The sequence below is a fragment of the Bradyrhizobium sacchari genome, from assembly GCF_002068095.1.
Classification (GTDB): Bacteria; Pseudomonadota; Alphaproteobacteria; order Rhizobiales; family Xanthobacteraceae; genus Bradyrhizobium; species Bradyrhizobium sacchari.
This window is the reverse complement of sequence record NZ_LWIG01000001.1, coordinates 23863-38568: the sequence shown is the minus strand read 5'-3', so window position 1 is coordinate 38568 and position 14706 is coordinate 23863. Positions and strand designations below refer to the sequence as shown.

Annotated in this window: 12 protein-coding genes and 2 pseudogenes; 5 read left to right on the top strand and 9 right to left on the bottom strand. The window is 58.0% G+C overall.

Going from position 1 to position 14706, the window contains the following annotated elements:
• The first annotated feature begins 16 nt into the window (after positions 1-16).
• Complete coding sequence (locus tag A5906_RS00220; protein WP_080133316.1) at positions 17-829, top strand: FadR/GntR family transcriptional regulator; 813 nt, start codon at positions 17-19, stop codon at positions 827-829.
• Positions 830-1015: 186 nt separating this feature from the next.
• Here A5906_RS00220 and A5906_RS00215 read toward each other — a convergent pair whose 3' ends face one another.
• From A5906_RS00215 to A5906_RS00190, 6 genes are all read right to left on the bottom strand, one after another.
• Positions 1016-2368, bottom strand: a complete 1353-nt coding sequence (locus A5906_RS00215; protein ID WP_080133315.1) for an amidohydrolase family protein — start codon at positions 2366-2368, stop codon at positions 1016-1018.
• A gap of 120 nt (positions 2369-2488) precedes the next feature.
• Complete coding sequence (locus tag A5906_RS00210) at positions 2489-3382, bottom strand: amino acid ABC transporter substrate-binding protein (RefSeq protein WP_080133314.1); 894 nt, start codon at positions 3380-3382, stop codon at positions 2489-2491.
• A 76-nt stretch (positions 3383-3458) separates the two neighbouring features.
• Complete coding sequence (locus A5906_RS00205) at positions 3459-4226, bottom strand: amino acid ABC transporter ATP-binding protein (RefSeq protein WP_080133313.1); 768 nt, start codon at positions 4224-4226, stop codon at positions 3459-3461.
• Between the two features lie 44 nt (positions 4227-4270).
• Complete coding sequence (locus A5906_RS00200) at positions 4271-4966, bottom strand: amino acid ABC transporter permease (RefSeq protein ID WP_080133312.1); 696 nt, start codon at positions 4964-4966, stop codon at positions 4271-4273.
• Positions 4963-5754 (bottom strand): amino acid ABC transporter permease, encoded by a 792-nt coding sequence (locus A5906_RS00195; RefSeq protein ID WP_080133975.1) that lies wholly within the window; start codon positions 5752-5754, stop codon positions 4963-4965. Before A5906_RS00195 ends, A5906_RS00200 begins: the two co-directional genes overlap by 4 nt.
• A gap of 209 nt (positions 5755-5963) precedes the next feature.
• The gene (locus A5906_RS00190) at positions 5964-7124 is read right to left on the bottom strand and encodes an aminotransferase class V-fold PLP-dependent enzyme (protein ID WP_136614844.1); all 1161 of its coding nucleotides are present in this window, start codon (positions 7122-7124) and stop codon (positions 5964-5966) included.
• A 213-nt stretch (positions 7125-7337) separates the two neighbouring features.
• Between A5906_RS00190 and A5906_RS00185 the strand changes: the two genes are divergently transcribed.
• A complete protein-coding gene (locus tag A5906_RS00185) occupies positions 7338-8135 on the top strand; it encodes an IclR family transcriptional regulator (protein WP_080133311.1) in 798 nt (265 codons plus the stop codon).
• Positions 8136-8197: 62 nt separating this feature from the next.
• Entirely contained in the window at positions 8198-8710 is a 513-nt protein-coding gene (locus A5906_RS00180; protein WP_201723776.1) for a FadR/GntR family transcriptional regulator, read from the top strand.
• 221 nt (positions 8711-8931) lie between these two features.
• Here A5906_RS00180 and A5906_RS00175 read toward each other — a convergent pair whose 3' ends face one another.
• From A5906_RS00175 to A5906_RS43580, 3 genes and pseudogenes are all read right to left on the bottom strand, one after another.
• Positions 8932-9423, bottom strand: a complete 492-nt coding sequence (locus A5906_RS00175) for a nuclear transport factor 2 family protein (RefSeq protein WP_136614843.1) — start codon at positions 9421-9423, stop codon at positions 8932-8934.
• Between the two features lie 243 nt (positions 9424-9666).
• Positions 9667-10507: pseudogene (locus A5906_RS00170) on the bottom strand (TraG/VirB4 family ATPase); the annotation flags it as partial.
• 112 nt (positions 10508-10619) lie between these two features.
• Positions 10620-10733 (bottom strand): annotated as a pseudogene (locus A5906_RS43580) (DNA-binding protein); the annotation flags it as partial.
• A 1212-nt stretch (positions 10734-11945) separates the two neighbouring features.
• Here A5906_RS43580 and A5906_RS00165 point away from each other — a divergent pair.
• Both A5906_RS00165 and A5906_RS00160 read left to right on the top strand, forming a co-directional pair.
• Positions 11946-13286: a M16 family metallopeptidase gene (locus tag A5906_RS00165; RefSeq protein ID WP_245326580.1), complete on the top strand. Its 1341-nt coding sequence runs from the start codon at positions 11946-11948 to the stop codon at positions 13284-13286.
• 56 nt (positions 13287-13342) lie between these two features.
• Positions 13343-14629 carry a M16 family metallopeptidase gene (locus tag A5906_RS00160; protein ID WP_080133308.1) on the top strand — a complete coding sequence of 429 codons (1287 nt, stop codon included), beginning with the start codon at positions 13343-13345 and terminating at the stop codon, positions 14627-14629.
• The last annotated feature ends 77 nt before the right edge of the window (positions 14630-14706 follow it).

Here is a 14706-nt window from a genome sequence, read left to right as displayed (position 1 = left end):
TTTGGAGAATTCGGGAATGACGGTCGAACTGGAAAAATCGCCGCGGCCAGTGGGGCGGCTGAAAATTCAAAAGCGGGCCGATCTCGTTACCGAAGAGATCAAGCAGCTGATCACCCAGAAGAACCTTCGTCCGGGCGACAAGCTTCCCATGGAGAAGGAGCTTCAGCGGCTATTTTCAGTTAGCAAGAGCACGATCCGCGAGGCTCTTAAGTCCCTCGAGGTGCAGGGACTGATCACCATCAGCACCGGCCCGACCGGCGGGGCAACAATCATGGAGGTCCCGCTCGAGCGCACCTTTCAGCTGCTGCAGAACTACCTGTTCTTCAAAGAGGTCAGCATGGAGGACATCTATGCGGCGCGGCGTTTGCTGGAGCCGGAATTGGCTGCCGGCTCTGTGCCATTTCTGTCAGACGAACAGCTCGCGGCGCTGGAGCAGAACATTCAGACGTGTCAGCCTGCCTCGCAGGAGCCGTCGCTTCTGGTTCGTCAACGCCAGGCCGATCTCGACTTTCACGACATTCTGGCTGCAGCAAACCCCAATCCCTTTCTGCGCTTCGCATGCGAGCTCATCAACGAGATGCTTCGTCGGCTGGTTGTCTTCAGCACCCAGACGCCTCCTGAAGAGCACACGAGATTCGGATGCGCCAACGTCAAGATTCACACGGAGATCGCCAAGGCCGCTCGCGCGCGCGACAGCGAGCGCGTGCGCGCGCTCATGAAAGCGCACATGGAGGAAGCTTCAGAATACGTGAAGCGGCTGGATGGCCGACTCGACGGTCGACTGATCCTCGATTCGGAAATGGCGCCCCGCCCGCGACCGCTGTCCTGATGGACGTTCCTACTTGCAGGAGCCAATCAATTGCTCCTTCCGGCGGACAACTTTGTCGGCGAGTCAATCTAGCGCAGTTTCCCGAGCACGAATCTGCCGCCAAGACTAAGCGTGACTTCGCACAGTTGCTCTGAGTGGTTGCCCGACGCAGAACATCAGCAAACTTTCAAAGCGATTGTCCGCCTTTCACGGCTGGGTCGCATCCTCTCGACGCCCCTTCCGAAAGAACTGAAGTGCGTTGCCGCGCATGATCCGGTCTATCAGGTCACGGGCGTCCTCGAGAGCAATCCAGCCTTCAGCTACCAATTCCGAGATAGCTTGTGCGATGCCTCGACGCGCAACGAATGCATGGCCGTAAATCGGTTCAACAGCGACATAGTCCCCGCCGAAAGTGAATATCTTATTCGACGGAACCGCGACCAGAAATTCCTTTAGAAATCGAACACCCGCTACTGGATTGATAATCCATGCCCAGCACATGTCGATCGTAGCATTAGGATAATGTTTAGCCAACGCGATAAATTCGTGCTCGTATGGGTATCCGATATGCATCAGGACGAAACGGGTTTCAGGAAAATCCTGCAGCAGGCGGCAGACGTCTGAGGCATTTTTGTGAGTACGGGCGAGTTGCATCACGCCGTAGCCAGCCAAAACGCCGGTGTGCAGTTTGACCGGCAAGCCGTACACGCCGGCCTTGCCGATGCAATAGCGGAATAAAAAATCCTGCAGCGCCTTGAGGTCCTCAGGACCGAGCGCGTGCAATGCGCCGATTCTGTCAGCATGGTGTGGAAATAGCCTGGCCGCATGAGCCTTTGTGACTGGCTCAAAATTTAGAGCGCGCGAATAGGCGATTTGCGATTTTACAGCCACCGCCTTGGCGCCATATGTTGTGAAGTAGAAGTCGATGACCTCGAGCCACTCATCGAGAGTCGTCGGCCGCCTGCCTGTCTCGGATTCCACCCACGCGAAGTCAGCAGCGCTACATCGGCACAATTGAAGGATGCTAATGTCGTGATCGAGCAAGTCCGGCTGCTCGGTCTCCATGAAGATGCGCTGTAGCGAATTGACGTGGCAGCCCTTGATGTTTGCCAGGCCCAGAATGCGTGCATAAAAACCGGGCTGAACGGTTTCACGGTATTTCTCGGCGATGCGGGGCAGGCTCTCGGCGTTCAGGTCGTCTTCACCGTAAACGCCGCGAAACGTATGGCGCAGCGCCTGTGCGTAGCCGGTGTGGCGGATGCGCTCCCAATAGGGGGCGATCAACCGATATTTTTCCTGGCTCGTGAGATCTGGTCCGAGAAACCTTCGCAGGTCGGCAGCTGGCAAGCCGGCAACCACCAGATCCTCGGCGGTATAGGACCTGAATAGATAGGCCCAGTCGTTGCATGGCAATGTTCGAGGATGGATCGCTCCGAAAAGCCGCTGACTCTCCTCAATCAAATGCTCATGGGTATCCACAAAAGGGGTCTCCTCGACCCATTGTGCGATCTTTCGATCGGAGTCCGTCATTGTTTCCCAGCCGACCGCCGCTCTACTCATTCTGGGCTCCCTTCAGGTAAGACAGTCGCTTGCGTTCCATATGTGATCGCGCCAAGCGTTAGATCATGGTGCATGTCTGGTGTTGGCCAGCCGCCCCTTCTTGACCGCGGAGCGGCAAGATCAGTTGTTGACGAGATCGTTGGGATGGGCAACGCGTTCTTTAAGGGCGTCAGTCATCGGGAAGCCGAGATTGATGCTCTTCGGCGGGATCGCAGCCATGAACCATTTGTCGTAGATTTTGGTGAACTCGCCGGAAGCCATGAGCTTCGAGAGAACGTCGTCGACCACCTTCTTGAAGTCGGGATCATCCTTCGAGAACATCAGACCGTAATAATAGATCGTGCCGTAGTTGGCTTTCAGGAAGGTGAGGTCAGCAGGATTGGAATAGTCCGCCCTCATACCGGCCAAGAGAATGTCGGCTTCGACCCACGCCGCTGCACGCCCCGTGGTCAGTAATAGCAATGATTCCGCATGGTCCTTGGCTTGCAAGATAATAAGATTGAGATTGTCATCCTGCGAAATGCCTTTGGCAATGCCGAGAGCATCGGACCCCTGTGTGACGACAATAGTTTTTCCCTTCAAGTCCTTCGGGGTCTTCAGCCCGCTCGACACCTTTGTAAGCCAAGCCGTTTGGCTGGCGAAGGTTGAAACGCTGAATGAGACCTGTTCCAGTCGCTGCTTGCTGCTGGCAGTGCCGCCGCACTCGATGTCGATCGTGCCGTTGAGGATCAGCGGGATACGATTGGACGAGTTGACCGGTGTGAGCTTGACCTGAAGATCTGGGGCGCCGAGATCGGCCTTCAGACGATCGACGACGTGCGCGCACAGGTCCACGGAAAAACCAACAGGCTTCTGGTCAGAACCGAGATAGGAAAAGGGAATCGAAGTTTCGCGGTAGCCGATGGTGATCGCCTTTTTCGACCGGATGTTGTCGAGCGTTGGTCCGGCCTGAGCTGCCGAGACCGAAAATACAACGATCGCAATCGCGGAAAGCAATGCAGGCATTCTATACATGGAACCCCTCTGTTCGAGTGAGACGCATCTTTGCATCTTGTTGGTTGAAACGATGATGATCGGGCCAGGCACGACCTCAGTGAACAATCTGGTTGAGGAAGACCCTCGCCCGTTCCGTGTTCGGCGCGCGGAAGAAGGTGCTCGGATCACCCTCTTCCACGATTGAGCCGCAATCCATGAAGACCACACGATCCGCAACTTCACGCGCAAAGCCCATTTCGTGAGTGACGCAAACCATCGTCATGCCGTCGTTAGCGAGTTCGACCATGGTTTCGAGCACCTCCTTAACCATTTCCGGATCGAGGGCAGACGTCGGCTCGTCGAACAGCATGATCTTTGGCTGCATGCACAAGGCGCGAGCGATGGCGACACGCTGCTGCTGACCGCCCGACAATTGCGCTGGATACTTCTTGGCTTGATCGTGGATTCGGACCTTCCTCAGCAGCGCCATTGCCCGGTCAAGGGCCTCGGACTGAGGAAGGCCCCTGACTTTCAGCGGAGCCAGCATGCAATTTTCGACCACCGAGAGATGCGGAAACAGGTTGAAACTCTGGAAGACCATTCCGACCTCGCAGCGAACGCTGTTGATGTCCCGAATCCGATCTGTCAGTTCAACTCCATCGACGACGATCCGACCGTAATCGTGCTTTTCGATGTGGTTGATGCAGCGGATCAGTGTCGACTTCCCTGAGCCCGACGGCCCGCAGAGCACAATCTTTTCACCCCTTGCGACGGTGAGGTTTACGTCGCTCAGGGCGTTGAAGCTGCCGAACCGCTTGATGAGGTGCTCTACGATGACCATCGGAAACCGGTCGTATGGGTTAACTGCGCGCTCTTGCTGCATGCTGATCTCCAGGTTGTAGAGACTAAGGAACGACAGGCCATTGACTATCGGTACGTGCCCGCGACCGCGTACCTCTTGCGGAGCGAGGCGACGAATTGAGACGCGACGGAACTTAGGATGAGATAGACAGCGGCTGCTGCGAGGTACATCTCGACGAGCCGACCGTTAAGCTGCGCAAGCTTCGAAGCCGCACCAAGGAGATCGGTGAGCGATAGAACGTAGACGAGGGACGTATCCTGAAACAGAATAATTGTCTGGCTGAGTATGATCGGGCTGGCCACCCGGAACACCTGCGGCAGGACGACATGGTGATATGTATCGAATGTCGACAAGGCGAGAGCCTGGCAAGCTTCGAATTGTCCTTTGTTCACTGCGCGCAACCCGACGCGGATGATCTCCGAATAGTAGGCGGCCTCGAACAGGCCGAACGTGATGAGCGCCGTATAGGTGGCACCGGTTGGAATCGGACGACCATTGCCTGACAGGTGACCCAGAACAATCGGTACGAGGAAGAAGAACCAAAACAGGACTAGAATGAGCGGAATCGATCGCATCAGGGCGACGTAGCTACGGACAACTTGGCTCAGAATGCGGAGCTCAAAGTGCTGCACGAGGGCGAAGAGCGTTCCAAGAAGCATTCCGATTAGGAACGCAGCTACTGTCAGAGAAAGCGAGAGCAGCAATCCTGACCATAAATAGGGCCATGCCTGAGCGACGATCGAGAAGTCGAGGCTGTTCATTTCACGACCTCCATATTGCCAGGCAGAGGACTTTCGAGGATCGAATCGTCGATATCTAATCCCACGGCTTCCCTGCCTGGTGCGGTACCGGGAATGCGCACCGCTCTGTCAATGAGCATCATCGTCTGGTAGGCGATCAGAGCCAAAGTGAGATAGATCAGCGTGGCGGCCCCGAATGCCGTGAAGGTTTGGAATGTAGCGTCGCTGATTTGTCGCGCCTGGGCGGTCAGTTCCATCATGCCGATGGTCAGGGCAACGGACGTATTCTTGTAGATGCCCATCACCTCGCTCGTCAGGCTTGGCACGATGAGGCGGAGTGCCTGCGGCAGGATGATGTGGCGATAGGTCAGATATCTGCTTAGTCCGAGTGCGGCAGCCGCTTCAGGTTGCCCCTTAGGCAAGGCTTCGATGCCTGCGCGAACCTGTTCTGCGATGCGCGCGGCGGTGTACAGGCTCAGGCACCACAAGGCCGGAAAGAAAGATCCCCAGGGCGGGGGTATCTGCTTTATCCAGTCACCCATGGCACTCGGAAGAAGCTCGGGCAGGACGAAGTACCAGAGGAACATCTGCACGAGGACGGGGATGTTCCGGAAGATCTCCACGTACAGTCGCGCCAAGCCCCCGAAGAAGGAACTTCGTACGGTTCGACCTATGCCGACGACAACCCCGATCGCGAAGGCAATCCACCAACCGAAAAAGGCAAGCGCCAACGTCCAACCAAGACCCGAAAGAAGCCAATCGATGTATCGCTGGCCGTCCATGGTCTTTTCAAGAAGAACTCCGAACATCGCGAACCTCTCACGATTGCGGGTGTGCTCGAGGACCATGCTCCGCAGGGTCCTCGCGCGGTTTGTGCCGGCACTCATCGAACGCGCTATTTCAACGCGCGATCCTCTCCTTCAACACGCCGGTAAGCGGAAGGGCAACGTCTTCGCCCTTGGGCGGGATCTTGCCGCTGCTTCGCACGCGTTGACTCGAACTGCTCCCTTGCTAGGCCCTAAGCGGCCCTGAATGACTTTCTTGATCGGCGTCTACGGATGAGATGCACCAGGCGATCGACATCGGCGACCGTGTTGAACATGCCGAACGACACACGGATGCCGTCGCGCTCTGGGGAAACACGCACGCCATTCTCCTCGAAGTAGCTGAGCCATTCTGTCGCGGGCAGGCCAACGACGTAGATATGAGGCGAGCGATGTTGCCGCTGACGCGGACCGACGAGACTGACGTCGAGTTCGTCCAGCTGAGCGATGAGATGATCACCGAGATCGAAGCAATGGTTCTGGATATTCTTCACGCCTATGTGCTCGATCATATCGAGCGAGGCTCCGAGCGCGTGAACTGCAGGAAGGTTGAAGTTTCCGAGTTCGAAGCGTCGCGCGCTGGGAGCTGGCGCCAAGCGGTCGGGACGAGCGATGAAATCTTGAGGACTCTCGGCGAGGCTGGCAGCGGCGAGATAGGCAGGCTCAAGTTCCTTCCGTGCCTTGTCCCAATAGAGCAATCCGAGACCTTGAGGGACAAGCAATCCCTTGTGACTCCCGGAGCCAACGAAGGTTGCCTGGATGGCTTTCGCGTCGATCGGAACGACCCCGATCGCCTGCATGACGTCAACGACGAAGTAGAGCTTCTTGTCCGCGCAGAGAGCGCCGATGCTCTCGATGTCGAAGCGATGTCCGGCGTGGAAAGTAACGTACGACAGGGAGATCGCGCGGGTCTTCTCGTCGATGTGAGGAAGGAAAGTGTCGGCGTTTACGACATCCGTCATCGGAAGGAAGTCGATCTGGACGCCCTTCTTCTTCAAATTGAGAAAGGCATAGGCGTTGTTCGGATGATCGCCATGGATCATCAGAACATTGTCGCCGGATCGCAAAGGCAGCGCGTTCGCCGCGATGTTCATGCTTTCCGACGTGTTCTTGGTGAAGGCTATTTCGTCGGCCGACACCCCAAGCAAACGGGCGACTTTGGCGCGCGTTTGCTCGACCCGATCGAGCCATACGCTTTTCGGTCCGGCCGTCTCCAGACCTTCACGAAGGAAAGTTTCGATCGCAGCCATTACGGGCCGCGCCAACGGCGTTTGAAAGCCGGAGTCGAGATAGACCATCCTATCGGCTACCGGGAATTCCTTGCGCACAGTTTCCACGTCGTAATGACGAGACATTCCATCTCCTCTTGGTCGTCCGCACTGGCCGAATTCGGGGTTTAGCCGCGCCCTCTCCACGCTCGGCTGGTGCAATGCACAAAGTCCGATCAGATGGCGGTGACGCCAACGATATGAGCAACTCGCCAACACGCTCAAACATTATTGTCGTATTTCAGTAGGATTTATTCCGAAAAATGATAATATTTTAACCTGCTTCCTGGGAAGATTCACATGCCAGATCAAGAAAAGTCCGTTGGACCTCTCGACCGAACCTTCGCCATCGTGGGTTATGTCGCCAATCAGACGAAAGCCGTCTCGGTCGCGGAGATCGCGAACGCGCTCGCATTGCCGATTCCGACGGCCCATCGGCTTGTCGGAAATCTGGAAGAACGCGGCCTGCTTCAGAAGGCGCTGGGATCGAAGCGCTACGTGGTAGGCAATCAGTTGGTCACGCTGTCCGCCAAAGTCATCGGCGCGGCTTTTCGTACGGCGCGGCGGCATGCGGTGCTCCGCGCGGTTGCCGGCGAAATCGGCGAACAGTGCGAGATCGGCGTCGTTCGCGACAACGCCGTCGTCTACGTTGACAGCGTACGCGTGTCTCAGCCACAGGGACTTCAATTCAATCCCGGCGAGGCTGCTCCACTTCACTGTACATCGACTGGAAAGATCTACATGAGCCGGTTACGCGAGAGAGCCCGCGAGAGATTGTGCCGTTCGCTCACTCTGACGCAGTACACGGATAACACTATCGTGGACTGCGACACTCTGTTGAAGCTGCTCGCGGAGACACGCCGTTGCGGTTGGGCCAAGACCAATGAGGAATACGTAAAGGGCGTCGTCGGCTGTGCTGTTCCCATCGTTTCTCCAGACCGAGACCTGATAGCCTGCCTCGGCGTATCGGTGCCGGTGGCGCGAGTCAGCTTTACGGAGCTTGACCGCTTCATCCCTCCACTTCAAAGAGCCGCAGTGCTCCTGTCGGAAACCATCCTTCAGGCGGACAGTGAGGACGAAACGCTCGGGCATACTTGAGGTATAGAAAATCAGAGGGACTGATCACCATCAGCACCGGCCCGACTGGCGGGGCAACGATCATGGAGGTCCCGCTCGAGCGCACCTTTCAGCTGTTGCAGAACTACCTGTTCTTCAAAGAAGTCAGCATGGAGGACATCTATGCGGCGCGGCGCCTGCTGGAGCCCGAATTGGCTGCCGGCTCGGTGCCGTTTCTGTCGAACGAGCAGCTCGACGCGCTGGAGCACAACATCGAAACGTGCCAGCCTATCTCGCAGGAGCCGTCTCTTCTGGTTCGTCAACGCCAGGCGGATCTCGACTTTCACGACATCCAGGCTGCCGCAAACCCCAATCCTTTTCTGCGCTTCGCATGCGACCTGATCAACGAGATGCTTCGTCGGCTGGTTGTCTTCAGCACCCAGACGCCCCCTGAAGAGCACACAAGATTCGGATGCGCCAACGTCAAGATTCACGCGGAGATCGCCAAGGCCGCCCGCGCGCGCGACAGCGAGCGCGTGCGCGCGCTCATGAAAGCGCATATGGAGGAAGCTTCAGAATATGTGAAGCGGTTGATAGCCGAATCGACGGGCGACTGATCCTCGATTCGGAAATGGCGCCCCGCCCGCGACCGCTGTCCTGATGGACGTTACAGAAGGCGGCCAATTCAGCTCCCTGCGGGGAAGACACTTTGCAGGCAAAGTTGATGTAGCCGCGGCAGGTTCAATGAGAAACGATTTCGTCAAACCACAACGAACCAGTTCAGCTCCCAACTAAGCGGCAGCAATTACCAACCCAACCCGTAGCTGTCGGCCGACAACTAGGCTCCGTGTGAGAGGCGCTGCTCCACGATGCGATCGGCCTGCTCCCAGCTGTCAGATACAGGAACAAAGAACTTGATCGCCTGATCCCAATTTAACCAATACCACTCACCATCCCGCTTCCGATAAGAGTGTCGGTGAACGAAACAGCCCCAAACGGCCTTGCCTGATAGAACGGGAGTTTCCCATGCGCTCCAGTGACCGTAAGCCGTATCACTTCCGGGGCGCACGTCGAATACATAATTGCCTGCATAGTGAAGGCAGAAGGCCTGCGCCAAATCTGCGAACAGCTCCTCCATTGCAGGCCTTCCAATGCACCTGAGATCGCCGCTTTCAAAGCAACCATTAGGGAAGAATAGCGAAGCAAGCGCTTTCGGATTGTAAGCCTCGCCGGTCGAACCACCGGTGTCACAATGCTCGAAGAACTCGACGACCCTCTCACGAAGACGTTTAATATCCTCCAGCCTTGAGATGCGCGCCTCAAGCGACATTGCCGCCCTCCACAAGACTTTTGGGTCCACGGCCACGACTTGAAATCCGCTCTTCCGCCCACCCGATCCGATAATCGGAAACGAACTTCACAATGAGCTCAGCGCGAGACGTCAACCATTGCGCATTACGCTTCACATATGCATCCTTGTACAGGCCATCCATCAGCATCGGCTTGCCTCCGACTGTCAGCGGTGCCTAGGTCGTCGCAGCGGCCAAGCCAGCGCGCCGCACGTCAAGAGTCGTCATGATTGCACCTCCAGGTTTGTCAGGTCAGGGGTGAGATCGTCGGCCGAGAGCAGTTCATGATCGGCGAGCCAGGCCGCCGTGAAGTCGTCGCGGCTGTGGTCGGCAAGCAGCCGCTCGATGGCGGCATGGTCGGCATTGGAGGACGCAGCGCAGAAGGCGAGTGCGACAGGCCCGGGCCCAGCTCAAAGAGCCGGTTGCCGCGGCGAGACTGGCAGTAAAAGTCTCGCTTCGGCGTCGCCCGCGCGATGATCTCGATCTGGCGGTCGTTCAAACCGAACTGCTGGTAGATGGCGGTGATCTGCGGTTCGATCGCGCGCTCGTTCGGCAGGAAGATCCGCGTCGGGCAGCTCTCGACGATTGCCGGTGCGATGTTGCTGCTGTCGGAGAGCGATTGGGTGGCGAAGACGACTGAGGCGTCCTTTTTCCTCAACGTCTTCAGCCATTCGCGAAGCTGCTGGGCGAGGGCCGGATCGTCCAGGACGAGCCAGCCCTCGTCGATGATGAGGAGGGTCGGCCGGCCGTCGAGCCATCCCTCGATGCGATGGAAGAGCAGGTAAGGACGGCAGGTGCCACGCCAGCACCAATCAACCCCTCGGTCTCGAAAACCTGCACCGACGCAAAGCCGAGCTGCTCGGCTTCCGCATCGAGCAGGCGGCCGAAGGAGCCTCCGACGCAATAAGGTTGCAGCGCCTGCTTGAGCGCGGTCGATTGCAACAAAACCGTGAGGCCCGTGATCGCGCGTTCCTCGACTGGCGAAGAAGCCAGCGAGGTCAACGCCGCCCAGACCTGCTCCTTCACGGTCGGATCGATGGTGACCCCTTCCTTGGCGAGGATAGCCGGCGGCTCGGGCCTCGACGTAGCGAGGATCCGACGTTGAGCTGCAGGCCGCCTGATCGGCCCAAGCTTCGAGATCGCCGATGGCGTACACGACACGGCCGCCGAGCTTGCGGAACGTCGGACCATTGCCATGGCAGCGGTATTTCTCCAGCGTGCGCGGCGAGATGCCGAGGAGGCGCGCGGCCTCTGGGTGCGCACGTAGGGGGGCGAGTTGCCCGTCGAGCATGGGAGTTCTCCGTCTTGCTCGAAGCGTCGCGGCCAAATCGCGGCATGTCGGGGCCAGAGTGGCGGAGAGTTCAGGCATTGGGGGTGGACGAAAATTGACGTACGTTTGTGTCCCCCCATCGTCGCAACCAGGCGAAGCCAGGCGCTACTAGCGGGTGCGTGTTAACTCATCGGGACGATGGCTTTGAGGGATTGGGGCCGATCACAGGCCGCGTAGAAGTTTCAGATAACCGCGCTCGACCACCTGCAATCGAATCAGGAATGAGCCGGTTCGCCTTACGCGCGCGTGCGAGTCCTTCCACTCGACCGAATGGCGTGGTGGGCCTGCGATGGCTCTTGACGTCCACCTCAACGATGGTGAATTGGTCAACGAGGCGATCGATGGCGGCGAGCGTCATGGTGGGGCCGCCGAAACAAAAGTCCCCCTATTTTAAGCGGGTCGTTGTCTCACGTCACGATCACGGAGCCGCATCATTTTCTGTTTGAGCACTGGCTTGAAGTATCGAAGGGGCGTTTGGGCGCGGTCTAGCCTACGTCTCCTCCGGCGTGCAAAACTTGAGCCCTAAATTGAATGAGAAGTTCTTGGCCGTTGATGGATGCTGGCACTATTGACGGAAGTAAGCAATTCAACGCGAAGCTGGGCGCGATCCCTGAGAGCGTCGGCGCCGCTTTCAGCGGGCGACCACACCGTTGAATGCCAGAAGGAGCTGGCGCTCGTTGGCTCTACCGTGTTTTGGTACGAACCAACGGTCAGAGTAGTCGCTTCAGAATATGGAAAAGGCACAGCAGCGAAACTTGGAATGGCAAGCTGCAATAAGTCAAGCTGTCGTATCAAGTCTCAGCCCGATCTGTCTGAGTAAGTTGTCGCTCTACGATCTCGCCAAATTGTAAGGCTCCTTGCGCCACGTCGTGTTCACGACGTGGCGACAGCGGCCCTTTGGACAGGATGAGCGTTGGTTCTGCTTTATATCTAGGTGGCGAGCGCCCTGGCGCATCCCATGGCAAATGGCCCAGTCTTTGCTCTATTGCATTTCGGATGGTGAGCGGCTGCCAAGTCTTGTTCTGCTCCGCCACGGTCGGTGCATATATAAGGAACGAGAGGCGTTACCATGAGCGTTCGGAGTTCGATCACCATCAGAACGAAGGAGACCGCTGCAGGTGCCTTCCGATGACACGGACTACACTAGTCGAAGACAGAACGAGGGATAGCACCATTCCTAACCAATACGGCGCTCACGAGGGTAGTGTTCTTGCTCAGGCCAGGTGGAAACGACCAGACAGCTTTGCGCTTCAGAATGGGCTCGAGGTTGTGGTGATACCGGATCATCGGACGCCCGTCGTAACTCAGACGATCTGGTATAAGGTCGGCTGCGCGGACGAGCCATCCGGAAAATCGGGGCTGGCGCATTTCCTCGAACATCTGATGTTCAAGGGCACATCAAAACATCCGCCGGGCGAATTTGCCCAGGCCTTGCTGCGCGTCGGCGGCTACCAAAACGCTTTCACCGGCACCGACTGTACAAGCTATTTTCAGCAAATGCCGCGCGAGCAGCTCGGCAAGATGCTGGAATTTGAAGCTGATCGCATGACCAATCTTGTTCTTAAAGACCAGGACGTGCTGTCCGAGCGCGACGTCGTGCTAGAAGAATTGAATATGGGCGTCGCCAACAATCCGGGTGCGCGGCTCATCGAGCAGATGTTGGCGGCGCTTTACCTTAACCACCCCTACGGCCGCCTCATTATCGGCTGGCGGCATGAGATCGAAAAGCTTGGCCGTGAAGACGCGCTCGGCTTCTACAAGCGATTCTATGCACCAAACAACGCGATCCTGATCGTCGCCGGTGACGTAGAGGCGGGCGCGATCCGCCCGCTGGTGCAGACAAGTTTTGGCGGCATCCCCCCTCAACCACGGATCCCGGCGGAACGCTTGCGACCTCAGGAGCCGACTCCGGCCGCTCCACGCACGGTGACGCTGGCCGATCCCCGCGTTGAGCAGCCAGTCCTGCACCGCTACTATCTGGTGCCATCGGCGCGCACTGCGGTCGCAGGCGAGAGTCCGGTGCTTGACGTGCTCGCGCAATTGATGGGCGGTGGCATCAACTCATATCTCTATCGCGCGCTGGTGATCGACAAGAAGATCGCGAGTGGTGCCTCGGCGAGCTACGAGCCAACCGCGCTAGATTCATCGCTACTCACAGTTTCTGTTACACCAGAGCCCGGGATCGAGTTCGAGCAGATCGAAAACGCCATCGACGGGGTAATTGCCGGTATTGCGCAGGATCCTGCGCGCACAGAAGATATCGAGCTGGTCAAGACGCGGCTGCTCGCTCAAGCAATCTACGCCCAGGACGACCAGGTAAAGCTTGCGGCCTGGTACGGCAGCCGGCTCACGGCAGGACTGTCCATCGACGAGATCCTAGGCTGGCCGGACGGCATCCGCCAAGTCAGTGCTGCGCAGGTGCTCGCGGCCGCGGGCAAATGGCTCGACAAAAAGCGTTCGGTGACAGGCTATCTCGTCAAGGAACCCACCCAAAGACGCGCGGAGGGGCGATAGTGGCCCAGTCTTGCACACGACGCGACGTTCTCGCTGGGGCGTCGGCTTCAATCGCAATGCTCGCATCACCAAGTTTGCTTGCTGCCACCGGCACGCTTGGCGCGACCAAGATTAAACGTCTGGTCTCGCCTTGCGGTATAAAGGCAACGTTGGCGCAGGATGCGACTGTCCCGCTGATCGCCGTGGAATATGCCTTCGGCGGCGGCTCGACGCAGGATCCCACCGAGAAACCCGGTGTTGGGCACATGGTGGCTAGCCTGCTCGACGAAGGCTCTGGCGATCTTGACTCCAAGACGTTTCATGAGCGGCTCGATGGCCGCGCCATTGAGTTGAGCTTCGCATCGCATCGCGACTACTTCCGCGGTAGCTTGCGCACGCTTAAGTACTGCAAGGAGGAAGCCTTTGACCTCTTACGGATGGCGCTAACCTCACCACGTTTCGATCCGGCCGATGTCGAACGAATTCGTGCGGGCGTGCTTGCGAACCTTCGGCATGACTCGACCAATCCGGCGTCGCTCGCAAATCGCAAATTCTTCGAGGTGGCCTTCAAGGATCATCCTTATGCTCGGCCGGCCGAGGGCACCCTCGAGAGCGTGCCGAAGATCGACGTCGCAGATCTCAGGAGCTATCTCCGAAGCGTAATCGCAAAAGACATACTCAAGATCGCGGTGGTCGGCGACATCGATCCAGAGGTCCTCTGCAAATTGCTCGACATGACTTTTGGGGGCCTGCCGGCGAGCTCGAATTCGACGCCGGTTGCGGACGTGGTCGCAGCAAAGCCGCCACAGCGCATCTTCATTCCGCTCGATGTACCTCAGACGTTTGTGACATTCGGCGGTCCTGGCGTCCGGCGCACCGAACCGGATTTCATGGCAGCCTGTGTCGTCAACCACATCCTTGGCGGCGGCGGTTTGACCTCGCGGCTCTTCCGCGAAGTCCGCGACAAGCGCGGGTTGGCCTATTTCGCCAGCGAGCGGCTGGTCTGGATGGATCATTCAGCCGTGTTCGTCGGCTATAGCGGCACGCGGTCTGACCGCGCCGGCGGGACGGTCGAAGAGATCGGGAGGCAGGTCCGCCAGCTTGCCGAGAAAGGACCGACCCAGCAGGAACTTGATGATGCAAAGTCCTACCTGAAGGGCTCGCAGATACTAGCTCTCAGCACAACGTCGAAGCTTGCGCGAACGATGTTGCAGCATCAGCTTGATAAGCTGCCGATCGACTATCTCGAAAAACACGACGCCGTCGTCGATGCGGTGACGTTGCAGGATGCCAAGAGAGCAGCCGCGCGCCTCTGGGGCGACGGTTTGCTCACCGTTCTCGTCGGCCGTTCGCCAGTGCCATGACTACATCCCGGCCAAGTGCCGAGCTGGACGTCAGACCACAACACCCAGAAAACCCAATCCTCTTGTAGATTGCGGGT